21 protein-coding genes are annotated in these 22795 nt (G+C 66.9%); 10 read left to right on the plus strand and 11 right to left on the minus strand.

Annotated features, from left to right (window positions below; genetic code table 11):
- Positions 1-154: 154 nt before the first annotated feature.
- Positions 155-721, plus strand: coding sequence for a type 1 glutamine amidotransferase domain-containing protein (locus ACWF9G_RS15520; RefSeq protein ID WP_452515944.1), 567 nt, complete (start codon positions 155-157; stop codon positions 719-721).
- On the opposite strand, the gene ACWF9G_RS15525 is transcribed toward ACWF9G_RS15520, so the two are convergent.
- Together ACWF9G_RS15525 and ACWF9G_RS15530 are read right to left on the minus strand one after the other, a co-directional pair.
- Positions 718-1740: an LLM class flavin-dependent oxidoreductase gene (locus tag ACWF9G_RS15525; protein ID WP_452515946.1), complete on the minus strand. Its 1023-nt coding sequence runs from the start codon at positions 1738-1740 to the stop codon at positions 718-720. The genes ACWF9G_RS15520 and ACWF9G_RS15525 overlap by 4 nt on opposite strands.
- 225 nt (positions 1741-1965) lie before the next feature.
- A complete protein-coding gene (locus tag ACWF9G_RS15530; RefSeq protein WP_379311305.1) occupies positions 1966-2394 on the minus strand; it encodes a MarR family winged helix-turn-helix transcriptional regulator in 429 nt (142 codons plus the stop codon).
- A gap of 113 nt (positions 2395-2507) precedes the next feature.
- On the opposite strand from ACWF9G_RS15530, the gene ACWF9G_RS15535 reads away from it, so the two are divergent.
- The 3 genes from ACWF9G_RS15535 (at position 2508) to ligA (ending at position 6676) form a co-directional block, all read left to right on the plus strand.
- On the plus strand, positions 2508-3635 hold the full coding sequence (locus ACWF9G_RS15535) for an NADH:flavin oxidoreductase (RefSeq protein WP_452515948.1): 1128 nt from the start codon (positions 2508-2510) through the stop codon (positions 3633-3635).
- A gap of 456 nt (positions 3636-4091) precedes the next feature.
- On the plus strand, positions 4092-4625 hold the full coding sequence (locus ACWF9G_RS15540) for a VOC family protein (RefSeq protein WP_452515949.1): 534 nt from the start codon (positions 4092-4094) through the stop codon (positions 4623-4625).
- Positions 4626-4684: 59 nt separating this feature from the next.
- On the plus strand, positions 4685-6676 hold the full coding sequence (ligA, locus tag ACWF9G_RS15545; protein ID WP_452515951.1) for an NAD-dependent DNA ligase LigA: 1992 nt from the start codon (positions 4685-4687) through the stop codon (positions 6674-6676).
- A 218-nt stretch (positions 6677-6894) separates the two neighbouring features.
- Here ligA and ACWF9G_RS15550 read toward each other — a convergent pair whose 3' ends face one another.
- Positions 6895-7494, minus strand: coding sequence for a GNAT family N-acetyltransferase (locus ACWF9G_RS15550; RefSeq protein WP_452515953.1), 600 nt, complete (start codon positions 7492-7494; stop codon positions 6895-6897).
- A gap of 406 nt (positions 7495-7900) precedes the next feature.
- Between ACWF9G_RS15550 and ACWF9G_RS15555 the strand changes: the two genes are divergently transcribed.
- Both ACWF9G_RS15555 and ACWF9G_RS15560 read left to right on the plus strand, forming a co-directional pair.
- Positions 7901-8554, plus strand: a complete 654-nt coding sequence (locus ACWF9G_RS15555; RefSeq protein WP_452515955.1) for a hypothetical protein — start codon at positions 7901-7903, stop codon at positions 8552-8554.
- A 317-nt stretch (positions 8555-8871) separates the two neighbouring features.
- Positions 8872-9114 (plus strand): hypothetical protein, encoded by a 243-nt coding sequence (locus ACWF9G_RS15560; RefSeq protein ID WP_452515956.1) that lies wholly within the window; start codon positions 8872-8874, stop codon positions 9112-9114.
- Positions 9115-9527: 413 nt separating this feature from the next.
- Here ACWF9G_RS15560 and ACWF9G_RS15565 read toward each other — a convergent pair whose 3' ends face one another.
- Together ACWF9G_RS15565 and ACWF9G_RS15570 are read right to left on the minus strand one after the other, a co-directional pair.
- Complete coding sequence (locus ACWF9G_RS15565; protein ID WP_452515958.1) at positions 9528-11741, minus strand: hypothetical protein; 2214 nt, start codon at positions 11739-11741, stop codon at positions 9528-9530.
- A 726-nt stretch (positions 11742-12467) separates the two neighbouring features.
- Positions 12468-12983 carry a DinB family protein gene (locus tag ACWF9G_RS15570; RefSeq protein ID WP_452515959.1) on the minus strand — a complete coding sequence of 172 codons (516 nt, stop codon included), beginning with the start codon at positions 12981-12983 and terminating at the stop codon, positions 12468-12470.
- 415 nt (positions 12984-13398) lie between these two features.
- Here ACWF9G_RS15570 and ACWF9G_RS15575 point away from each other — a divergent pair, with 415 nt between their 5' ends.
- Positions 13399-13806, plus strand: a complete 408-nt coding sequence (locus ACWF9G_RS15575) for a DUF302 domain-containing protein (protein WP_452515961.1) — start codon at positions 13399-13401, stop codon at positions 13804-13806.
- Between the two features lie 25 nt (positions 13807-13831).
- Here the strand turns inward: ACWF9G_RS15575 and ACWF9G_RS15580 are convergent, their stop codons facing one another.
- Genes ACWF9G_RS15580 through ACWF9G_RS15600 form a run of 5 tightly spaced genes read right to left on the minus strand, consistent with a single transcriptional unit; the run spans position 13832 to position 19168 of the window.
- Positions 13832-14398 (minus strand): hypothetical protein, encoded by a 567-nt coding sequence (locus ACWF9G_RS15580; protein ID WP_452515962.1) that lies wholly within the window; start codon positions 14396-14398, stop codon positions 13832-13834.
- A gap of 55 nt (positions 14399-14453) precedes the next feature.
- Entirely contained in the window at positions 14454-15557 is a 1104-nt protein-coding gene (locus ACWF9G_RS15585) for a PDR/VanB family oxidoreductase (RefSeq protein WP_452515963.1), read from the minus strand.
- A complete protein-coding gene (locus ACWF9G_RS15590; protein ID WP_452515965.1) occupies positions 15554-16444 on the minus strand; it encodes a metal-dependent hydrolase in 891 nt (296 codons plus the stop codon). The genes ACWF9G_RS15585 and ACWF9G_RS15590 overlap by 4 nt, the downstream gene beginning before the upstream one ends.
- A complete protein-coding gene (locus ACWF9G_RS15595; protein WP_452515966.1) occupies positions 16441-18219 on the minus strand; it encodes an N-acyl-D-amino-acid deacylase family protein in 1779 nt (592 codons plus the stop codon). The genes ACWF9G_RS15590 and ACWF9G_RS15595 overlap by 4 nt, the downstream gene beginning before the upstream one ends.
- Positions 18220-18226: 7 nt before the next feature.
- Positions 18227-19168, minus strand: a complete 942-nt coding sequence (locus tag ACWF9G_RS15600) for an alpha/beta fold hydrolase (protein WP_452515968.1) — start codon at positions 19166-19168, stop codon at positions 18227-18229.
- A 203-nt stretch (positions 19169-19371) separates the two neighbouring features.
- Here ACWF9G_RS15600 and ACWF9G_RS15605 point away from each other — a divergent pair, with 203 nt between their 5' ends.
- Complete coding sequence (locus ACWF9G_RS15605; protein WP_452515970.1) at positions 19372-20061, plus strand: TetR/AcrR family transcriptional regulator; 690 nt, start codon at positions 19372-19374, stop codon at positions 20059-20061.
- Between the two features lie 100 nt (positions 20062-20161).
- On the opposite strand, the gene ACWF9G_RS15610 is transcribed toward ACWF9G_RS15605, so the two are convergent.
- Positions 20162-20563, minus strand: coding sequence for a Dabb family protein (locus ACWF9G_RS15610; protein ID WP_452515971.1), 402 nt, complete (start codon positions 20561-20563; stop codon positions 20162-20164).
- A 119-nt stretch (positions 20564-20682) separates the two neighbouring features.
- On the opposite strand from ACWF9G_RS15610, the gene ACWF9G_RS15615 reads away from it, so the two are divergent.
- Positions 20683-21312, plus strand: a complete 630-nt coding sequence (locus tag ACWF9G_RS15615) for a TetR/AcrR family transcriptional regulator C-terminal domain-containing protein (protein ID WP_452515973.1) — start codon at positions 20683-20685, stop codon at positions 21310-21312.
- Positions 21313-21382: 70 nt separating this feature from the next.
- Positions 21383-22756, plus strand: a complete 1374-nt coding sequence (locus ACWF9G_RS15620; protein ID WP_452515975.1) for an FAD-dependent oxidoreductase — start codon at positions 21383-21385, stop codon at positions 22754-22756.
- Positions 22757-22795 lie beyond the last annotated feature (39 nt).

The raw sequence follows: 22795 nt of genomic DNA on the forward strand, positions 1-22795 counted from the left end.
GCCCCTGCGGGGCCGACGGCAGTTGCGGTTTCTCCTTCCGCCAGAGCACACGAACGGTTCGCGACCCACCTTCGGTCATCCTGTTTAGGGCCCGGAATCCGCGGTACCGCCACCAGAAGACAATCACCGACGCCCGACCCGGAAGGAATCGACGATGACCGAACGGACGCTCACAGGAAAGCGGGTCGCCATTCTCGCGACCGACGGGGTCGAACAGGTCGAGTTGGTCCGGCCCCGCGCGGCGGTCGAGGAGGCGGGCGCGACAACCACACTGCTTTCGCTGAAATCCGGCAGCATCCAGGCCATGAACCACGACGTCGAGAAGGGCGACACCTTCGCCGTCGACGGGCGCGTCGCCGACACGAGCCCCGACGATTACGACGCCCTGATCCTGCCCGGCGGCACCACCAATCCCGACAAACTCCGCCAGGATCCCGCCGCGGTGCGCTTTGTCAAAGACTTCGCCGCCACCGGCAAACCGATCGGGGTGATCTGCCACGGACCGTGGACCCTTGTCGAAGCCGACGCCGTCCGTGGCCGCACACTCACCTCCTACCCGAGCGTGCGCACCGACATCCGCAACGCCGGTGGCACCGTTGTCGACGAGGAGGTCGTCGTCGACAACGGCTTGGTCTCCAGCCGCAACCCCCGTGATCTGCCCGCGTTCTGCGCCAAGATCGTCGAGGAGTTCGCCGAGGGCAGGCATCTCGCCGCGACCTAGCCGAGCGCGGGTTTCCAGCCCAGCTCGGGAGCGATCAGCTCGACCGTGTCGTGCAGGATCTGCTCGTAGTCCGCACGGTGGAACTCGTAGGGCAGCTCCAGACGTAGTTCGCTGGTCTGCGCGAGGACGGGATCGGCCCGCAGCTGTTCGAGGATCTGCTCGGCGGTCCCGACGACATCGGGGGCGTAGAGCACCCGCCGCTCGCCCTGCGGGCCGAGGGTGCGGTCGTGGCGGCTCGCGGCATAGGCGCGGTACCGCTCGCGGGTCGCGCGATCGGCGCTGTCGAACGGAACGATCACCCGGCCGACCGCGACGCGCGCCGGTCGCGACGGCTCGATCCGCGCGCGGTAGTCGCTGATCAGGCCCAGCTGCGCGGTCGCGAAATCGTCGCTGCGATCGCCGAAGACGATGTTGCCGCTGAGCAGATTCAGCCCGCTTTCCGCGGCCCAGCGCACCGACCGGGTGCTCCCACCGCCGTACCAGACGCGGTCGGCCAGGCCGGGGCTGTGCGGCTGGAGCCGAGGGCGCTGGGTGTTGCCCGGCGAGTGGATGACGGTGTCGGCGTCGCCGAGGTAGGGGCCGCGCAGGTTCTCGACCAGCCGGGCCACCCGGCCGTAGGACAGGTCGAAACTACGCCAGTCGCCGTCGAAGACCAGATCGCCGATCAGGTCGGCATGCGGTGGGGTCCCCGCGCTGAAGCCAGGCTGCAAGCGGCCCTTCGACAGCACATCGGCCAGCGACAGGTCCTCGGCCAGCCGGAACGGGCTCTCGTAACCGATCGGGATGACCGCCGTGCCCAACTCGACCCGGCTCGTACGCTGGGCGGCGGCGGCCAGAAAGACCGCCGCCGAACCCACGCCGTGCTCGAGATGTCGCTGCCGGACCCACGCGCCGTCGAATCCGAGGCGCTCGCCGAACTCGAACAGCTGCAGCGTGTCCTCGAGACCGCTGTACGGATCGTCGTCGAGGTAGTTGCCCGGGGTCAGGAACGCCAGCGTGCTGATCCGCGGCGCGCTCATCCCTGACGCTCGTAGGGGATCCGCACTCCCGCTTCGACGGCGATCGGCAGCCGGTTCTCGGCGGCCGGCGCTACCTGTGTTGCCATGTCATCGATACAAACCGACGCCTCCGCCGACGAACAGGATTCCGCTCAGCCCGAACGCAATTCGCCACCCACCGTCACTGATGGTTCATGCCCCGGAGTAGCGGAGTTCCTTCATGCCCGTATCGGGCGGATGACGAGTTCAGCGCCGGGAGAGGAAGACCCGTTCCAACAGGGTGTACAGGCGGTCGCGGTCCTGGTCGCCGAGGCTGTTCAGGCCATCCTGGGTGGCGTGCATCTTCGCCCGGATCGCGTCGGTGACACGTTCGCCCTCGGGCGTGATGACCAGACGTGTGACGCGCCGGTCGGAGGGGCTGGCCTCGCGGCGCACGAGGTCACGCTTCTCCAGCCGGTTGATGATGCCGGTGACATTGGAGGCGTCGCAGGACAAGACCTTGGCCAGGGTGCGCATCGCGACGGGCCCGCGGCGGAGCACCGTCAATGTCTTGCCCTGGCTCGCGGTGAGGTTCTCACTCGCCGCCGCGGCTGTGAAGTCCCCGTAGTAGGCGCCGAGCGACACCGAGAGCAGCTCCATGAGCTGGGCCGTGTCGACGCGGGGAGCTTCTGTCATGACACCACTTTATCCGCAGAAACTTGACCATCTCAAATAATTACCTCTACGGTGTCGGTATTGCTTGAAGTTCTCAACCATCGACATTGTCAAGTAGCCACAAGGAGCATCCAGTGATCCTCACCGCGTCCGACGCCTCCCGCACCGCCGAGGTCCTGTCACGGCCCGTTACGTTGAACGGCCTGACCGTCCCGAACCGCATCGTGATGGCGCCGATGACGCGCATGTTCTCCCCGGGCGGCGTCCCCGGTGACGACGTGCGGTCCTACTACGCGCGCCGCGCCGCCGCCGGGGTCGGCCTGATCGTCACCGAGGGGACCTACGTCGGCCACGATTCGGCCGGTCAGAGTGACCGGGTGCCGCGCTTCCACGGCGAGGAGCAGCTGGCGGGCTGGGCGAAGGTCGCCGAGGGCGTGCACGCGGCGGGCGGCACGATCGTGCCGCAGCTGTGGCACATCGGTATGGTCCGCAACCAGGGCGAGCAGCCCTACCCCGACGCCCCGGCCATGGGTCCCTCCGGGATCGGCGCCGACGGCACCGAGGGGGCAGGCAAGACGATGACCCAGCGTGACCTCGACGATGTCGTCGGCGCCTTCGCCGAGGCCGCCGCAGCCGCCGAGCGCATCGGTTTCGACGGCGTCGAGCTGCACGGTGCCCACGGCTATCTGCTCGACCAGTTCCTGTGGGCACAGACCAACCGTCGTGACGATGTCTACGGCGGCGACCCGGTGGCCCGCACGAGGTTCGCGGCCGAGATCGTGGCGGCGGTCCGGGCGGTCGTCTCGCCCGATTTCCCGGTGATCTTCCGATACTCGCAGTGGAAGCAGCAGGACTACCGCGCGCGCCTGGCCGAGACCCCGCAGGAGCTCGAGGCGATCCTTGCCCCGCTCGCCGCGGCAGGCGTCGACGCCTTCCATGCCTCCACCCGCCGCTACTGGCTCCCGGAGTTCGACGACTCGGATCTGAACCTGGCGGGCTGGACCAAGAAGCTCACCGGCAAGCCGACCATCACCGTCGGTTCGGTCGGCCTCGACGGCGACTTCCTCCGCGCCTTCACCGGCGAGGGCGCCGAGCTCGGCAACCTCGACAACCTCCTCGACCGCCTCGAGCGCGACGAATTCGACATGGTCGCCGTCGGCCGCGCCCTGCTCCAGGACCCCGAGTGGGCGGCCAAGGTCGTCGGCGGCCGGATCGACGAACTGAAGCCGTACGACGCGGCAACGCTGAAGACGCTCAGCTAGGCGAGTCCCGCTGTGCGGTAAGGATTCTCGCTGCCGCACAGGGGTGCAGCCCCTCCTGCGTTGCCGAAAATCGTTGGCGCACTGCAAACGTCGCCCGATAGCCTGGTGAGACCACGGATGAGCTCGGGGAGGGGCGAAACGATGTGGAACTGGGGAAAATCTGTCGCCGAACACGCTGCCGCTGCCGCCTGGACCACCTGGCCGCCGGTCGATACACCACCGGTCGTCGTCGATCCTCCGACGTGGGGTCGGTCGGCCGGTGGTGCCGGCCCGAGTGGGAAAGAAGCTACCTGCACGGCAAGTCCGTCGAACTAGTCGGCAGGTGGCGTGGGGCAGGCCCGGTGCTTGCCGCGGGTGGGCGTCGGTGTCCCGCTACCCGGTCATCCGGTGTTGCCGAGGGGCGATTCCGTGGGACTGTGAGGGGTCGAGAACAATCGAGCCAGGAGGTCACCGGAGATGCGGGGAATCAACCACATCGTCTTGTTCGTCGCGGATCTGCCGCGCAGTATCGCGTTCTACGAGGACGTGCTCGGATTCGAGCGGCTCGCCGAAGGATTTCCCGGCGGTGCCTTCCTGCGCCATCCCGGCTCGGCCAACGACCACGACCTCGGGCTCTTCCAGGCCAGGATGCCCGCGGCCGGTCCGGCGGGCTCGGTCGGGCTCTATCACGTGGCGTGGGAAGTGGACACTTTGTCCGAGCTCGCGGCCGTCCGGGACCGGCTGACGGCGGCGCACGCGCTGACCGGGGCGAGTGATCATGGGTCGACCAAGGCGCTCTACGCCCGCGACCCCGACGGCATCGAGTTCGAGGTGTGCTGGCTGGTGCCCGACGAACACGTCGAGGACGCACTGGCCCCTGGCACTTCGATGACCGCGCCCCTCGACCTCGACGCCCAGATCCAGCGGTACGGCGCAGCAACTCCGGGCGGACCGCGCACCGATCCGCAGGTGTGGGTGCGTGTCGCGGCGCGGCGGGCAGCGATGTCCTGACCCCGATTCCGCCCACTCGGCGGCAGAGTTGTCGGTGGGGATCGGTAGCGTCGCGTGCTGTGGAAACTGGGGAACGCATCGAAGAACTCGCCGACCGTATCGTGGCGCTGCGCGACGCCTACTATCAAGGCTCGCCGCTGGTCGCCGACGCCGAGTACGACGCGATCGAAGACGAGCTCCGTGCGCTGATCGCGGCACACCCCGACCTCACGCCCGACCCGAATCCGCTCGAGCAGGTCGGCGCGCCCGCGGTGCTGCACGCGCCGGTCCGGCATTCGCGTCCCATGCTGTCGCTCGAGAAAGCGACCAAACCCGAGCAGGTCGAGGCACTGTTCAACCGCTTCCCCGGTCAGCCGGTGGTGGTGATGCCCAAGCTCGACGGCCTCTCGCTGGCCCTGGTCTTCGAAGACGGGCGCTTCGTGCGAGCCGTGACCCGGGGCGACGGCACCACCGGAGACGATGTGACCATGCTGGTCCGTGCCCTGGTCGACGGCGTTCCCGAGCGGATCGATGTTCCGGGCCGGGTGGAGGTGCGTGGCGAGGCGGTGATGCTGCGTTCGACCTTCGCCGCCTACAACACGGCGCATCCGGACAAACCACTGATCAATCCACGCAACGCCGCGGCAGGCACACTGCGGGCGAAGGATCCGGCGACGGTCGCCGAGCGCCGTCTGCAGTTCTTCGGCTTCGACCTGGACACCTCCGCGGGCGGCGCCGCGGTCGACCTCGCGGAAGGGTTGCGGGCGCTGGGGGTCGAGGGTGCGCGGATGCGCTTGTGCATCGATGCCGTACAGGCTCAGGCGGCGATCACCGCGATCGAGCAGGGCCGCAACGAACTGGATTACGACCTCGACGGCGCGGTGCTGCGGCTGGCCGACCGAAATGCCTACGCGGCGGCCGGAACACGGTCGAACTCGCCGCGTGGCGCGCTGGCGTTCAAGTTCGCCGCCGAGGAGAAGACCACGGTGCTGGCCGATGTGGTCTGGGACGTCGGCAAGACCGGCAAGATCGTTCCGGTCGCGTGGCTGGAGCCGGTTTTCGTCGGTGGCACGACGGTCACGAAAGCGACGCTGGCCAACCAGGAGGTCATCCGCGCCCGTGACATCAAGATCGGTGACACCGTGCTGGTGCGCCGCGCGGGCGATGTGATCCCGTTCGTGGCGGGCGTGCTCGACGCGGCGAAGCGGACGGGCCAGGAGCGCGAGATCGTGGCGCCGACCGTCTGTCCCTCGTGCGGGCAGCCGGTGACCGAACAGGGCAACAGCCGAGAGCTGTTCTGCACCAATGTTTCCTGCTCCGCCCAGACGGTGCGGCGGCTGATCCACTGGGCCTCGCGGGCCGCCGCCGATATCGACGCCATCGGGCAGGTGTGGATCGAACGCCTCGCCGAGGCGGGCATCCTGGAGCGTCCTTCGGACTTCTACACCCTCACCCAGGAGCGCCTGCTCGAATTCGACCGCATCGGCGAGGTCTCGGCCGCGCGGATGATCGAGTCGATCGATGCCAGTCGCCAGGTCGGGCTGCGCCGCGCGCTGATCGGCCTTGCCATCCCGATGGCCTCCGACGGCACCGCGGCTCGTTTGGCCCGGGCGGGATTCGGCTCCCTGGAGGAGGTCGCCGACGCGGGCGAGGAACGACTCGTCGCGGTGGAGGACATCGGACCGAAGGTCGCCGCCTCCCTGGTCGCCCACCTGACTCGCCTGCGCCCGGAGCTGGAGCGGTTGCGTGCGGCGGGTGTCGACCTGGACGTGCGCGCGGAGGACCTCGCCCCGGTCGTCGCGGCAGGCGCGCCCCTGGAAGGTAAGACGGTGGTGATCACCGGCGCCATCAGCGACCCGCGTTCGGGTGAGAAGGTCGCCCGCCCGACATTTCAACGCCTGTGTGAGCAGGCGGGTGCGACGGCGGCGTCCTCGGTCTCGGCGAACACCGACCTGCTCATCACCGGTGCGGGAGTCGGTGACAGCAAGCTGACCAAGGCGGAGAAGCTCGGCGTCGAGGTCGTCGACCAGGGCGAGATCTGGAAAATGCTGATCGATGCCAAGGTCGTCTAGCGGTCCCGGCGACTTTCCGTTGTGACGTGCAGCGATAGTTGGCCACTGCAGGGTTTTGCAACCCCCAGCTATAGATGGCGGCCCCCAGATTTTGTTGGCGGCCGAGGATGGGTGGCGTTCAGCGGTGTCGGTCCGCTGTCGATCGTTTCAGCGAGTGATGTTGCGAGAGTGAGAGTTCGGCCTTGAGGCAAATGTAGTGCGGGCGAGGGGCGGCTGCTTCATGGGCCGGTCGGTAATGCCGGGTCAGATCCGTTGCCAGTCAGATCCTGGCTCATGAATATCGCGATCTCGCCCTCGGCGGGCGTTCCGCGGTACAGCGATGTGTCGAGCCCACAGATGGTGAATCCCATACGGAAGTATGCGTGGATGGCGGGCGCGTTGACATTGGTGACCTCCAGCCACAACGTGTGGGCACCCAGTTCACGCCCATGCTCGATGGCGAGACCGACCAGATTACGGCCGAGACCCTGGCCGCGATGGTTCGGGTCGACTTTGACATCGGCTATGGTCAGATGCCGATTCCACTCCTGATAATCGAGGTCGATAGACCCACAGATATTGCTGTGCGGGTCGACGGCGACGAACCGGACCGGCTCATCCTGGTCTTCACCCGTGTCATCCGGGAAATGCTTGATGATCGGGGGGGACACCTCAACCTCGCATAGCGTGAACCCCTCGCCGGTGTCGCGAATATCGAAGATGGTGCCGGTGGTGAACGATCCGTCGATCCTGTCCACCGCACCGTCGTCGTCACGGCCACCTGGACGGAAGGAGACTGCCACCGCTTGTGGTACTCGGCTTTCCCGATGTTCGATCACCCGACGATGCTTACACAGCGCTCCTGTGTCGCCGAACCCGCGTCATGCGATCGGCCGCATCGAGAATGGTCGCCTCCTTGTGGATCATGCCTGCTCCGAACGTCCTGTAGCCACACATCGCGCGTCCGGCACCGGTCGGCGCAGATCCTGGACGTAGCCGCCAAGAAGACCTGGCAACACTCGCCATCTACACCTGGGATCGGGCGGGAAGCAGGCCCTCAGCCCTCTCGCCGCCGCCATCTAAAGCTGGAAGTCGCAGCTTTGCGCGATTCTTCGACTTCGAATCGGGTTGGGCAACACGAGGTTACGGTGTGCGGGTGCGGTCCGACCAGTGCCGAGTGAATGACCTGATCGCCGTGTCCGAATTGCCGGAATCGGTTCGGCAGCGGCTCGGATGCAAGACAGGGTGGACGTCGCGGTGGAGGACAGCTCTTGGCAGTATCAGGGTGACGAGATCTCTTGTGCAGTGCGGGATCTGGCTGCCATGCCGGTAGAGGGTTCGCAGCCGGTTCGGCGGTTCGGCTGGCGTGCGCGTCACAAGGATCGGCCGGGGTTGCAGTTTCTGGTGTCCACGGGCCGTCATCATGGCTTCGACTCTCTCGATGAGCAGCGGCTGCTGTTGGCGCTGGATTTCGCTGGAGCGGTGATTGAGTCTCTGCCGCAACCGTTCCGGTTGTCCTACGAGACCGCGGCCGGTGGTCGCGGTGAACATATTCCGGACTTCCTGGCCGTCTCCGAGGACGGTGGCGGGTGGCTGTTCGATGTCCGGCCCGGCGAGTTGATTGGCGATGACGACGTGACGGAATTCGCGGCCGCGCATGAAACAGCGCTGGCCAACGGCCGGCACTACAGCGTGGTGGCCGGATGGGGCCCGCATGTGGGGAGCGTGCTGGATGCTTTCTCGGCGCAGCGCCGCGAGTTGGTCGACCGCCTCGGTCTCGCGGACCAGTTGCTAAACACTGCGGTGGCCGGTCCTCGTCGTTTCGTGGATCTGGTGAACGCGAACCCATCCCAGCCATGCAGCCCCCGGAAGTCCAGCAAGTCTGGAAACGGAAACTGAAAGGCTTTTGGCACCTTATGCACGGCCGCCGCTCCCTCCCGCATTACATCAACCTCAAAGCCGGACTCGACAGCTTTGCAACCGCGCTCGCCCACCAGATCGACTCGCTTCCAGCCGAGAATCAGCTGGCGACAATGGCTGCCAGCCGCCACCAATAGGGGTTCCGGGCTGGCAAGGGCTCGTAATCAACTGTCGACTTATCTATTCGCAGCGGTTCGTGGTCGAGGTGCCCAACCGGACGGTTTCCGGGCTCGTGGGCCGGAGGCGTAGCGGGTCCAGTCGGCCACAGGGTGGGCAGCGGCGCGAGTAATTGATTTGTGGTGGTAGCCGAGGGCGTCGGCGACGACGGGTGCGGGCAGTTCGAGGACATGCTGGTGCAGCGCGCCGACCCGGCCTGCGATGCTGGGAACGCCGAGGGCTCTGATCAGTGCCCCGAGGGTTTCGGGGTGCATCGGCTGACCGGCGCGGCGCTGGGAACAACCAACGGGATTCGCGATTGGTGGCGGTATTCGGGTTCCGGTAGAACTCGCCGAATTTTGGGCGGATATGAGTCCGCCTGACTGTCCGGTGTCGACTATGGACTCAGCAGAGGCCGGGACATGTCAGAAAGATGCTGGTAGACGGACGGTCAGACTGTCTCCGTCTCTCCGCCGAGGCGGACTCCAGTCCCACCGACTACCAGCTCGGGAACAGGCTCTGACCAGCATTTCCGTTGTATTTTCGGCGAGTTCTACCGGGACCTCAGATACCTCAGCGACCCCCTGGTGTCGTAGGCGCCGACCAGCGGCGCGCCGAGTTCTCTTTGCCCGGTGATCGGTGTCCATGCGCCGATCAGGACGTCCACGGTGTCGCGCAGGGGTGTCTTGATCCACCGGTGAGCGTCTGCCCGGTTGGTAGCGCGAGGACGGGCCGTGTGGAGGTGGCGATGTCGTGAACACCCTCGAACAACGCGTAGACGGCCAGGAGACTTGAATCAGTTCCCGCCGATTGGCGGTTCGTTGCCGGGGACGGGCAGGCAGGTGAACGTAACCAAGCGTTCGGACTCGAACCCAGGGGCGCGCGCGAACAGGGTCAGGCGGTGCGTACCTGGCCCGGGTGCGTCGAACCACTCGTCATCGCCGTCGCCGAGATCCTTCTCGTCGAGCACCCAGTGGTACGAAGCATCGGGGAGTGGTCTGCCGCTTGTATCGGCAACCGACCCCAAGACTCGGAGCGGGCCGCCTGCGACCAGTACCCCGTCCTGTTCTGGCCATAAGATGACGACTTCAGGCGTGCGCAGCGGGACTTGGACCGCGACCGCGTCGGATGCAACCGTATCGAAGCCGTTATGAACCATGATCCGTACAAGTACGCGACCACTGGGCACCGACGCGATATCGACCACCGGATTTGCGCCTCTGATGCCAGTCGCGAGTCCTTCCCAGTTCACACCGTCGTCTGTGGAGTACTGCACCCAGGCCTCCAGCTCTTCGTTCGTCGGGCCGGCCTGCCAATGTATTTCGAGGTTGTCGCCGGTTGCCTTCGCTTCGAATCGCTCGATCGACGGTCGTTGCTGTGGCGCCGTTCGCCGCCACAGGACCGCACCGCCGCCCGCGGTGTCATCGATGACGAGCTCTGCTCCTCGCGCGGCGTCGGGCAGATAGGCTTCGAAGAAGTACCCCGACGAGAAGTCGTCCGAGTTCGCCGCGTCGCAGCAGCAGCTCTGGGAAATCGACCTGAGCAGCTTCCCGCGCGCGAGTGTCTGCCCTTCAGATCCGATCAGACGAGCGATCATGGTTGTGCGTTCGCCGGGTGGGCGTCCGGCCGCGGGAACCCGCACGACCGATCGCACGTCGACATGACCGGCATCGTCCACGATCCCACTGACGGCGATGACTGGATGGAATTGCATTTCAGCCCGAAAATACCGTTCGCCACCCGATCCGGAAACAAGTTCAGCATCGGAGTACCGCTTCAACCGAGGGTCCCACTCCACTGGGATATCGATGTCGACATCTTCCGGCGCCAGGAACTGGTGTCCGATGAGAGCTTTGTGCCGGAAGGTCGACATCCACCGCGTAGTGCACCGCCCCATGAAGTCTCCCGTCGTATCAGGCGGGAGAATCGTTCCGTCGGCTACATCCAGGCCGAATTCCCCGATCGAGCCGATAAAGTACGGCTCGAATTGTGGGAAGTTGGGGTCGGTGGTGCCGGTCATTCCGCAACCGGCTGTGTGTTGGAACCCGCATACGTGCCCCACCTCGTGTAGCAGCGTTCGTTGGTTACCAGCCGCACCCGCGCCGACCGCAGATTGCCGACAACCGACGACGGGGCCGACCGGGGTGCCGGTTGGCAACAAGCCGTAATACACGACATTGGGGCGGTTTCCGTCATTATTGCGAGCGTCTACAAGTTGAGTCATGAGCGCGTTCCAGTTCAGCGAGCATCCACCGACGGACGGAGGTGGATCGTCCAGTGGAAGATTCCACGGAATGCGTCCGGCGAAGCCCAGATCTGCTTCGCTTCGCACCGGCAACGCGCGAGTGGCGAGCGCGGCGGTGGTACGCAGGTCGGCCATGGTCGGAGGCGCGAGGTTGAGAGTGGTTGTCGGAGCCGATGAGGAGTCCGCACCGTTGTAGCTCACCAAAATTCCGCGCAGCCGCAACGTTTGACGCAGTGTCGCGTGGACGAGCAAGGTCTTGGTGTCGTAGGTGTTGCCAGCGAGGTCGGTCAGCGTGAAGGTAAGGCGCATGCGCCCTCGAAACTTGTCCGCTGGGACAACAAAATTCAGTGTGTTAGTGACTGTGCTTCGTCGTGCCACGAAGTCTCTGACGGAGGCATCGACCGAGGCAGGCCACCGTGGTGACAACGTAGCCGTGTGGTGAAAAAGACCATCATTTCCAAGGGTTTCGACTTCCAGGACCCCGCTCAGGCGCAAACCGAGAAGTCCGGGATCAGCGTATACCCGAACCCACGCGGGCTTGGACGCGACCAGACGCAAGGAGTTGTCCGGTCCCCGATCCGATGGATCGGTGAGATGTTGGCTCGCTCGAAAGAACTGGATGGACTGCGTAACCTCGATGCCGTCCACGTAAGGCAGGATGGGGAAAAGGGTCACGGGCCGTATGGCACGAATCAAATCCGGACGCAGCAGGGACTGACGAATAACTCTCGTCGCTCGTGGCAGCGTATGTATCCAGTCCAGCATGTCGACTCCTTGGTCGGGACGTGAGATTTCCGACTCTTCCGCGGGTCGCGCTCAATTGTTGGTCAGGCGACCCAGTTGTGTACTCAGGAGACACTGATCTATCGCGTTTTGCGGCTGGATCTTGCTGGTTCGTGGTGTGTGCATACACAGTACTCGGCGATCGCGTTCGCCGAAACCGGAATCCGAGGCTGCGACGCGCCCACCTTCAGGGCGCGAATCTGCGAAGCGCGACGTTGAAGGACGTGGATTCCAGAGTTCTGCGTGGACTCCGTCACTGGGCCCTGACACAATGTCCTGCCGGATCTTCGACGCGAGTTCTCTCGACCATGGCTCGCGCCGCCAGAACAAATCAGGGGTCGGCATCCGCTGACCGGTGTCCATCGTGGCGATGCCGGTGCTGGCGCGGGCCAAACACAAGGCGGGAGTGGCGATCGGCTCGCTCCTGGTGATGGCCGACGCCGCCGAGACCCGGCTGTGCGCATGGCTGTCGGTGTCGACCTTCGCTGGGCTGGTCGGCTACGCCGTGGCGGGCTGGCTCTGGATCGACCCGGTCGCCGGCTTCGTCATGGCCGCATACGCTCGTGAACCCGGCTGTTTGCCAGTTCAGGCGAACTTCGTTGGTTTTTCCGCGATCTCACCAGTCCGGTACCCCCAAATCTCACCAGAGCGATCCCCACGGTTACGGCCTGATCTTCGCTACGGTGCCCGCCCTTTCCACCGCTGTCGTCACCGTGATCGCGCGGCCGCGGGCTGTTCCACCCCGAGGTTGTCGATCTGTTCGCGGAGGATGTCGCCGTGACCGGCGTGCCTGGCGAACTCCTGGACCATGGCGAGCAGTGTCCAGCGCATGCTGACCTTTCCCTCGCGGGGAATGTCCACGGTGTCGTCGAGGTCGAAACGGGACGCGATCTCCCGTGATCGCCGGCTGGCGCGCTCGAACTCGGCGATGACATCGGCCAGGGACTCGTCGTCGGTGACGGCGAAGGTGCCCTCGTCGCGGCGGGAGTATCCGTCGCATTCGGATTCGTCCAGTCCCGCCCAGAATCGCTGAAACCAGATCCGCTCCGCGGCGGCGGCATGCTTGAGCAAGGAGATCGGTGTCGTCAGCGACGCGACGAGTCGCCTGCGGGCGTCGGCCTCGGACAGGCCGCGTGCGGTCTCGATCAGTGCGGCGCGGTTGCGGTCGAGCATGTTCTCGATGATCGCTCGCTCGGCACCATCGGTAATTCCATGGGTACTCATGGGCTTTCACTCCATTCTGTTGGGGTCGAGGCCGTGCAGTGTGTATCGATCGGCCGACACACGGTGGTGCGGCGATCGATCTCGGGAAAGGGGAGACATCCGGCGTCAGAGAACAACCGGGAAGAAGAAGGCATTCGATCTGGTGGTCGCGCTGATTGCGCAGGGATCGTGCCGAGAGGCGGTGACTCCGCAGCCCAAGCCTGTCAGAAGGCGCTGCTGCCTGGGCCAGCATAGCGCGGTTCCAGCGACCAGACGCCGTCCGATGAAGTTCACCTGACACGGGTGAGGTGGGCGATGTGCGGAACCGGCATCATCGGTCCGAACGCGCCATGTTCGAGGCGGGCCGTGATTGCAAGGACGTGGTCACCCAGCCGGCCACTGTTTCTGCGCCTGTCCTGACCGAAAGGAATCCGCTATGGAGCTGGCCCTGTCGACCACCCTGCACACCACCTTCGACGACGCGATCGAGCGCACCCGAACGGCGTTGGCCGCCCAGGGATTCGGCATCCTCACCGAAATCGATATGCGCGCGACCATGAAAGCCAAACTGGATGAGGAGATGGAGGACTATCTCATTCTCGGCGCCTGCAATCCGGCCCTGGCTCATCGCGCTGTCGACATCGACCGGCAGATCGGACTGCTGCTGCCGTGCAACGTGGTCGTTCGCCGCGACCGCACCGCGAGCGACACCGACACCGTCATCGTCGAGGCCATGAACCCCGAGCTGATGGCGAGGATCACCGGTGAGCCCGCGCTCGATCCCGTCGTCGCCGATGCCACCGCGCGGCTGCGCGCGGCGATCGGCGAGCTTGCCGCGGGTTGAGCACCCAGGGGCAGGACCTGAAGGGCTAGGCCATCATGCTCAGCAGCCCGAGGTTCTCGGCCAGCGCGCCGTCCTGGCCGAGCGCGGTGAAGTCGGCCTCGACGTCGGTGCGGGCGAGCTTGCCCGCCCGTACCGCTCGATAGCGCACAAACGACCAGAGGAAAACGTCGAGGTTGTCGAAACGGGTCCCGCCCTCGAGCACCTCCTCCTCGTGGAACCACACCGCGACTTGGCCGTTGGTGAGCACGACGTAGAGGTTGCCGCCGCCGTCGGCGCCGAGGGAGAACACGTCCTCGTCGGTGAGTTCGGTGGTGTAGTCGGCATCGAGAATGGCGCAGTCGTTGCCGGCGAAGTCGAACGCGTAGGACCAGTCGAAGATGTCGAGGAACTGGGGGAGCGTGCCGGAGCGGACCCGGCGGTCGAAGGCTGCCAGTGCGGCGGCATCGGCAGGGGCCAGCTTCTCGAGAAACGGGGCCACCGAACGGGTTTCGGCGGGGATGACGACGGGGTCGGCGTCAGGGAACCAGCGGGCGAGATCGGTGTCGAGACCGCGATCGGTGTAGCCGACGAGATCGGCGAGGGTGAGCGTCACGCCCCGGAGTGTAGAAACCGGGTCCGACATTCGCGCGCCGCATCGACATCTGACCTTACAGATCGAGAACGAGAGTGTCTCCGTGGCAACGGGATACACACGCGAGTGTGTTTCCCTCGGCACGGTCGGAGTCGGTGAGAACGGTGTCGCGGTGGTCGGGGGAGCCGGCGACGACCCGGACGACGCAGGTGCGGCAGAAGCCCTGGCGGCAGGAGTAGGGCTGGTTCGGGCGGGCTCGCAGGATGGCGGTCAGCAGGGTTTCGTCGGCGCCGACCTCGAGGACCTCGCCGGTGGCGGCGAGGTGCACGGTGAAGGGGTCACCGTCGACGACCGGGGCGGGTGAGAAACGCTCCGAATGGAATTCGACGCCGTCCAAGTCCCGGATCGCGCTCAGGAGCGCGGCGGTCATGACGGTCGGTCCGCAGCAGTACACCGCGGTGTCGCCGTCGACGCCGGCGAGCAGATCGGCGGCGGTGGGGATGCCGTGGTCGGCGTCGGTGCGCACCGTGACGCGGTCACCGAACTCGGCGATCTCGTCGAGGAACGGGATGGTGTCGAGGGTGCGGCCGCAGTAGACCATCGTCCACGGCACGCCGAGCCGGTCGGCGGCCCTGGCCATCGTCAGGATCGGGGTGATGCCGATGCCGCCCGCCACGAAATGCAGTCGGCGCGCGGTGGATCCGCGGCCGGGTGGGGCGAACAGGAAGGCGTTGCGCGGGCCGCGCACCATCAGTTCCGTGCCGACCGCCAGCTCGTCGTGCACCTCGATCGACCCGCCGCCACCGTCGGGGATACGGCGCACCGCGATCCGGTAGGCGCCGCGGTCGGCGGGGTCGCCGCACAGCGAGTACTGGCGGATCCGGCCCGATGGCAGTTCCAGGTCGATGTGCGCGCCGGGCTGCCAGCGCGGCAGGCTGCGCCCCGACGGCGACTCGAGGCGCAGACTCACCACATCGGCGTCGGCCGCGACCAGCACCCGATCGGTGACGACGACCGGAAATCGGTTGTCGTCCACACCGGATTCGAGCCTGCCCCGGTTGATCAGCGTCGACAGACTCACCTTCGCGGTGGCGATCCGGTCGAGGACCCGGGTGGTCGGATCATGGACGTGCTTGCCGTACAGGTCCGGCGGCAGCACGGTGGGCACGGGGCGGGTCACTGGTTCGCCGCCCTGGCCGCGGGAGATTTGGCGAGGTAGGCGATCGCCTGCTCGGTCGACCCGACCGTGTTCGGCGAATAGCGCGGGTTGAACGTCGACAGCGCGCTGATCGCGAGCGCGCGCAGTCGCGGCAGCGCCCCGCGCCGCATCGCGCCCAGGATCCGCCACAGCAGCATCGGGTAGCCGATGTTCGGCATGCCCGGGTCCTGGTTGATCAGGTAGCGGGTGCCGCGCAGGACCAGGACGAGCAGGATCGGGATGACGATCATCATCATCACCGCGCGTCGCAGATAGCCCGCGCCGAAGTAGATCGCCACGTCGTGGGCGACATTGCGGTGTTCGACCTCTTCGGCGCCGTGCCAGCGGAACAGGTCGAGCATGCGCGGGTCGGCGTGGTGTTTCTCCAAGTCGGCGTTGAGGATCCAGTCTCCGAGCCAGGCGAAGAAGTGCTCGAGGCTGGCGATGAAGGTCAGCCGCTCCACCATTCGCGCCTCGGCGGCCGCGGTGCTGCCGTCGCGGGGCCCGAGGGTGTTGCGGAAGACGAATTCCATCTGCCGCACATACGGCGCGGTGTCGATGCCGTGCGCGGCCAGCACACCGGCCAGCACCTTCTGGTGGGTCTCGGCGTGCATCGCCTCCTGGCCGATGAAGCCGAGCATGTCCTCGCGCAGCTTCGCGTCTTCGACGTACGGCAGTGCCTCGCTGTAGGCCGCGCAGAACATCCGTTCCCCTTCGGGGAGCAGCAGATTCAGCGAATTGACGACATGGGAGGCCACCGGCTCGTCCGGCATCCACCGCAGCGCGGTGTCGGTCCAGTCGAACTGCACATTGCGCGCGTGCAGCGCGACGTGGGTGGGCTGGGACCGGTGGCGGCGACGTACCTTCATCGGGACCCTCCGGCCGGTGTGGTGACAGCGGCGGCACCGGCGCGCAGGAAACTGCCGGTGCCCCATGCGGTGCCGAGTCCGTCGGCGAACGCGCCGCGCTCGAACACCCGCTTGCCGCCGACGACGGTGGCGACGACGGCGTCGTCGTTGCGGTTGACCATCCGGTCGAGCCCGAACTCCGGCAGCGGCGCCTCGTGCAGTTCGTGCACCCTGGCGTCGAGCCCGGCCGGATCGAGGACGAGCAGGTCGGCGCGGTCGCCTTCGCGCAGATGGCCGGCGTCGATCTGGAACCAGTCGGCGAGCTCACCGGTGAGACGGTGGACGGCGCGTTCGACGCTCAGGAAGGGCTTGCCCGCCTCCTGGGCGCGCAGGACACGTTCCAGCAGGCGCAGTGGGTAGTTGTAGAAGGACATGTTGCGCAGGTGCGCGCCCGCGTCGCCGAAGCCCATCTGCACGCCGCTGCTGGCGGCGAGCTTGTTCAGGTAGTCGGGCCGGTCGTTGGCGATGGTGGTGCGCCAGCGCAGCGCGGCACCATGCTCGACGACCAGATCGAGGTAGGCGTCGACCGGATGCAGACTCCGGTCCGTGCCGACCTGACCGATCGTCCTGCCGACCACCGCCGCGTCGGGGCAGGCCACGATCTCGGCGTCGAAGAAGTCACGGTGCCAGATGCGCGGGGTGAACTTGTTGTCGTACTGCTTGCGGAACCAGCGCCGGTAGGACTCGTCGCGCAGCAGTTCGTTGCGCTCGACCTGATCCTTCAGATGCAGTGCGGCCGCACCGGCGCCGAACTCTTCGAAGACGACCAGATCGATGCCGTCGGCGTACACCGTGAACGGCACCGGCAGGTGCTGCCAGCGGAAGTCGGTGCGCGCGAAGCGGTTCAGCAGGGGCGCCACCGTCAGCATGAACCACACCAGCGGCGGGTAGGCCTTGGAATCGGCGGCCGAGAGCAGCGAGGTGCGCAGCGGGCGGCGGCCGACCCCGGCGCTGGCCAGGAAGAACTTGGCGATGTTCGGGCGCAGGCTCACCGTCGGCGCGCTCTGCAGGACGCGGCGGTGGCGGCGCAGTACCCGGTTCAGCGCCCGCACCTCCTTGCCGCGCGCGTAGGTCGAGGGCAGCGAGCGCGAGCGGTACTCCTCGCCGTCGATCTTGTCGAGCGGGTTCGACATCGACGACAGGCCGAGGAAGCCCGCGTCGATCGCCTCGCCGAGCAGCTCCTGCATCCGCTCGATCTCGGCGGCGGTCGGCTTGGTGTCACGGGTGACCGCGCGTCCGAGGCCGAGCACATGGGTGCGCAGATCCGAATGACCGAGGAACGCCGCGATATTCGGGCCCAGCGGCAGCTCGTCGATCGCTTTCGTGTATTCGACCGGACTCGACCAGGTGCGGGTGCGGTCGAGCGTCTCGTACACCGCGTCGCGAGGCACGGCTTCGACCCGGCTGAAGATGTCGGCGCAATCGGTGTTGGACGCCAGGACCGTCGACAGCGAGCAGTTTCCGATGACGACGGTGGTGACACCGTGGCGCAACGACTCCGACAGTTCCGGCTTGATCAGCACTTCGGCGTCGTAGTGGGTGTGCACGTCGACGAAGCCGGGCACGACCCACTTGCCGTCGGCGTCGATCACTTCGGTGTCCGGTCCGACGGGCAGTGGTTCGGCCGAAACACGGTGCACGACACCGTCGATGATGCCGAGATGACGCCGGGCGGCAGGCGCGCCGGTGCCGTCGAACCAGGTGCCGCCGGTGATGACGAGATCGAAATCGGTCATGAGGGAACTACTTTCCGCCGGCGGTCGGGTGTGCTGCGATGAACTTCTCTGCGTATCCGGCGATCGCGCCCGGGTCGGAGAAGGGCAGCCAGTGGCCGCGCGGCAGGTCGTGGCGGATCAGATCGTCTGCCCACTGTCCGTAGTCGTCGTAGCCGGCTGGGCGCACGGCGATGTCGCGGGTGTTGACGATCAACTGCACGGGCACCGCGGTGCGCCGGTCCCGCGGGCCGAGCATGCGGGGAAGGATGTTGGCCTGGTAGAAGCGCAGGCCGGAGATCATGTCGCGGCGCAGGGTGTCGGCGACGGTGACCTGGTCGGGCCGGATACCTTCGACCAGGCGCAGGAACAGCCGCCACATCCGGGCCGAACCGGCCACCCGGAAGAACAGGCCGGGCAGCACCGGCAGCATGAAGAACCCGGTGTAGGCCGAGGACAGGCTCTGGGCGAGGGTGTTCCAGATCGCGCGCGGGGTCGGCCTGCGCAGCGGCGCCCGCAGGAACTTGCCGAGGTGATCGAGGTTGGGGCCCGAGATCGAGGTGAAGGACGCGACGAATTCCTCGGCGCCCTGCTCGCAGATCGCCTCCCAGACCTGGACCGATCCCCAGTCGTGCGCGACGACGTGCACCGGCTGCTCCGGGCTGAGCTGGTCGACGACGGCGAAGAAGTCGGTGGCCAGGCGATCGAGGCGGTACGCGGACACCGCGCGCGGAGCGCTGGACTCGCCGTACCCGCGGGTGTCGTAGGCCAGGACCCGGTACTTGTCCGACAGCAGCGCGATCACGCCGTCCCACAGATGGTGGGTATCGGGCCAGCCGTGCACCAGTACCACGGGTACTCCATCGGGCTGTCCGTACTCGAAGACAGCGAGCTCGATCTCACCGTTGCCGACCCGGTGTTGTTGCCTCGGCACAGGCCGGACGCTGGGCTGATTGTCGAGGTGAACCGCCATGGGAATTCCTTCTGGACGCGTGCGCCACTGCACGTTGTACTCCGGGTTCGTTCTATAGTACCGCCGGTACCGGTTGTCGAGTTTCCCGGTACGCCGCCGCCCCTGTCAAGGGTCGACGCGTCCGCAGTCCGGGGATCCGGCGCCGGAACTGCCGGTATGCTGCCGAGACGGCTACGGCGACGCGGAAGAACAGGGAAATGTCGATGACATCGGGGCGTTCGGCCGCGCGGATCCTCTCGCGCGACGACGTCGTCCGGGGTGCGATCCGCGCCATCGGGCGCGACGGCGCGCAGGTGACGATGGGCGCGATCGCGGCCGAGGTCGGCGTCGCGAAACCACGGCTGTACCGCATGTTCGCGGACAAGTCCGATCTGGATCGGGCCGTCGCCGACTGGCTGGTCGACCAGATCTACCGCTCGGTGGCGCCGGATCTGTCGTTGATGATGCAGACCCGCCGTGCCACCGTTCACCAGTTCCTGACCGCGGCCACCGAGGTCGTGCTGACGTACCCGAACGTATTCCGGTACGTCGCGATCACCCAGAGCGTGCCGACCGGTGACAGCTCGGCGCGCCCCCTCGACGTGGGCAGGCGCCTGTCGGGTGATCTCGCCGAGCGGACGAGAACACTGTTCGCCGCGGTCGGCCTCGACACCGACGGTGTGGACCACCTCGCCCGCGGCATCGTCGGTTTCCTCGTCGCGGTCACCGATCTCTGGCTCGATGTGCCGGGCAAACCGGAACCCGCCACGACCGAGGAATTCATCGAGCGCAGTACCGATTCGGTCTGCCAACTGCTCGACGGTTTCCTTCGTGGGAAGGGTGTCGTCGTCGACCCGGACCAGCCGGTCGTCGAAACACTGGCCGCGATCTCCCAGGGGATCACGCCTCCCTGACCGCCGTCACCGTGGGGAGGCGGGGCGCGGAACGGCCGCCGATGTGGCGGCGCCACGTACGTGCGGGTTCCGCGGCCTCCCGGTGCTGAACGGCGATCGACTAGGCGATCCTGACCTGCGGAATCGTTTCCATCAGTCGCGCCCACTCGGGGTACACGGTGAGCTTGTGCTCGTGCAGTGCCTGCAGTTTCGCGGCCAGTTCGGGGTCCGGGTCGTCGGACGCGTCCGGTCCGATGACGAGCGTGTCGAGGTGGGGGATGATCTGCGGGTCGCCCGCGAGGTGAACCGGGTCGTGCATGTACCGCTCCACCGCGTCGAGGTCCGCGAGACCGACGCAGTACGCGTGCGTCAGGCCTTCGGCCGGATCACCCAGATGCCGGCCGACCATCGAGAAGGACACCGATTCCACCGACGCCGTGCGCCGCATGAGTGCCAGCACGGTCTCCCTGTGCTCCTCGGTGGCGTCCTCGCGGAACGTGAACCGTAGCTGGTGAACGATCATCTCTACCTCCTGATGACTACTAAATTGCACTGACTGGTGCAATTTAGTAGTCATCGTAGTGCGTTGGCAAGGGTGAGCCCGGAGGTATGAACACGTAGACGAGCGAATAACATCGGCCCATGACGGCAGCAGCGACCGGGCGAGGTCGGATCGACAAGCGGCGCGCCATTCTCGATTCGGCGTTGACAGTGTTCGCGCACCGCGGCTACGCGCAGGCTTGCGTGCAGGAGATCGCCGATGCGGCCGGTGTCGCCAAACACACCGTCTACAACCACCTCAACGACAAGGAGACGCTGCTACGTCACGCGGTGGAAGCGGCAGCGGACACGGTCGGCGCCGAATGCCTGGACGCCATCGCGGGCTTGCGCGACACCGATCTCAATCCTGAAGCTGCACTACGCGATTCCGCGTTCCGCATGCTGAAGGTCTGTAACAGCGCCCGTGCTCGCGCCTTGCGCACTCTCACCTTCGCCCAGGTGGGAACCTTCCCGGACCTGGCCGACATCGTCCAGGACCGAACCTCCCGCATGCTCGCCGAGACACTGGCCGACCGCATGGCCCGGCTCACGCTGGCCGGCGACCTGCACACCCGCGAGCCGGCGATCGCCGCCGAGCAGTTCCTCGCCCTGCTCACCGGTCCGCTGGAAGCGCGGAGCCGCCTGGGTACCCGCGCAACGTCGAACGCCGAACTGAAGGCCATCGCCGACGCGGCGGTGGATACGTTCCTCGCGGCGTACGCTCCCCGCTAGCTCACCCGTACGTTCCGGCGAGAACCTCCTGGCATCCGGAGCCGCACGATGCTCTCGTACGGTGGACGACATGGGCGAACGCATGGTGGTCATCGGTGGGGATGCGACGGGGATGGCCGCGGCGTCTCAGGCGCGCAGGCTGCGCGGCGCCGACGAGCTCGAGATCGTGGTGTTCGAGAAGGGCAACCACGCCTCGTATTCGGCGTGCGGGATTCCGTACTGGGTGAGCGGGGACGTCGGCGACGCCGACGACCTGATCGCGCGCTCGCCCGCCGAGCACCGCGCTCGCGACATCGATCTGCGCCTGCGGACCGAGGTGATCGAGATCGATCCGGCGAAGCGGCAGGTGCTCTCGCGCGAGCGCGGCACCGGCGCGCAATCGTGGACGAGCTACGACAAGCTCGTCCTGGCTACCGGTGCGACGCCGGTCCGTCCGCCGCTGCCGGGTATCGATGCCGAGGGCGTATACGGCGTGCAAACCCTCGACGACGGGCAGGCCGTCATCGACGGGCTCGCGGCGGCGACCGGGCGGGACGCGGTCGTCGTGGGCGCCGGGTACATCGGTGTGGAGATGGCCGAGGCGCTGGTGCGCCGCGGATTCCGGGTCACCATGGTCACCCGGGGCGCCGAACCCATGTCCACGCTCGATCCCGATATGGGCGCGCTCGTCCGGGAAGCCATGGTGGGAATGGGAATTCGGGTCGTGACGGACGTCGAAGTCACCGGCATGCGGACCGGTTCGGACGGACGTGTCCAGGCGGTGACGACCGCTGACGGCGAGTATCCGGCGGACGTGGTGATCCTGGGAATCGGTGTGCGCCCGGCCACCGACCTCGCGCGCCGCGCCGGGCTGCCACTGGGTGAGGAAGGCGGTCTGCTCACCGATCTCGCCCAGCGGGTGCGTGGATACGACGACATCTGGGCGGGCGGTGACTGCGTGGAGGTGCTGGACCTGGTGTCCGGCACGCTGCGCCACGTTGCGCTCGGTACCCACGCCAACAAGCACGGCCAAGTCATCGGATCGGGCGTCGGCGGCGGATACGCCACCTTCCCCGGCGTGGTCGGCACCGCGATCAGCAAAGTGTGTGATCTCGAGGTGGCCCGCACCGGCCTGGGGGAGAAGGACGCCCGGCGCGCCGGACTGCAGTTCCACTCCGTCACCATCGAATCCACCGGCCGGGCAGGCTATTTCCCCGGCGCCGAGCCCATGACGGTGAAGATGCTCGCCGAACGCCGCACCGGTCGGCTACTCGGCGTACAGATCGTCGGCCGCGACGGCGCCGCCAAACGCATCGACACCGCCGCGGTCGCCCTCACCGCGAGAATGACAGTGGAGCAGGTGATCTCGCTCGACCTCGGCTACGCACCCCCGTTCTCGCCGGTCTGGGATCCGGTCCTGGTCGCCGCCCGCGCAGCGGCCCGCGCGGTAGCCCGCGGCCACTGATTCAGTGGCGCCCGCTAGGGAGCCGAGGCGGGCATCGAG

The sequence above is a fragment of the Nocardia sp. NPDC055029 genome (genome assembly GCF_053608525.1).

Excerpts from the sequence above, each read along its gene's own strand:
- ACWF9G_RS15570 (WP_452515959.1), bottom strand. The coding sequence starts at position 12,983 with ATGAGTACCCATGGAATTACCGATGGTGCCGAGCGAGCGATCATCGAG.
- ACWF9G_RS15605 (WP_452515970.1), top strand. The coding sequence starts at position 19,372 with ATGACATCGGGGCGTTCGGCCGCGCGGATCCTCTCGCGCGACGACGTC.
- ACWF9G_RS15620 (WP_452515975.1), top strand. The coding sequence starts at position 21,383 with ATGGGCGAACGCATGGTGGTCATCGGTGGGGATGCGACGGGGATGGCC.
- ACWF9G_RS15530 (WP_379311305.1), bottom strand. The coding sequence starts at position 2,394 with ATGACAGAAGCTCCCCGCGTCGACACGGCCCAGCTCATGGAGCTGCTC.
- ACWF9G_RS15575 (WP_452515961.1), top strand. The coding sequence starts at position 13,399 with ATGGAGCTGGCCCTGTCGACCACCCTGCACACCACCTTCGACGACGCG.
- ACWF9G_RS15525 (WP_452515946.1), bottom strand. The coding sequence starts at position 1,740 with ATGAGCGCGCCGCGGATCAGCACGCTGGCGTTCCTGACCCCGGGCAAC.
- ACWF9G_RS15590 (WP_452515965.1), bottom strand. The coding sequence starts at position 16,444 with ATGAAGGTACGTCGCCGCCACCGGTCCCAGCCCACCCACGTCGCGCTG.
- ACWF9G_RS15600 (WP_452515968.1), bottom strand. The coding sequence starts at position 19,168 with ATGGCGGTTCACCTCGACAATCAGCCCAGCGTCCGGCCTGTGCCGAGG.
- ACWF9G_RS15595 (WP_452515966.1), bottom strand. The coding sequence starts at position 18,219 with ATGACCGATTTCGATCTCGTCATCACCGGCGGCACCTGGTTCGACGGC.
- ACWF9G_RS15565 (WP_452515958.1), bottom strand. The coding sequence starts at position 11,741 with ATGCTGGACTGGATACATACGCTGCCACGAGCGACGAGAGTTATTCGT.
- ACWF9G_RS15615 (WP_452515973.1), top strand. The coding sequence starts at position 20,683 with ATGACGGCAGCAGCGACCGGGCGAGGTCGGATCGACAAGCGGCGCGCC.
- ACWF9G_RS15540 (WP_452515949.1), top strand. The coding sequence starts at position 4,092 with ATGCGGGGAATCAACCACATCGTCTTGTTCGTCGCGGATCTGCCGCGC.
- ACWF9G_RS15610 (WP_452515971.1), bottom strand. The coding sequence starts at position 20,563 with ATGATCGTTCACCAGCTACGGTTCACGTTCCGCGAGGACGCCACCGAG.
- ACWF9G_RS15520 (WP_452515944.1), top strand. The coding sequence starts at position 155 with ATGACCGAACGGACGCTCACAGGAAAGCGGGTCGCCATTCTCGCGACC.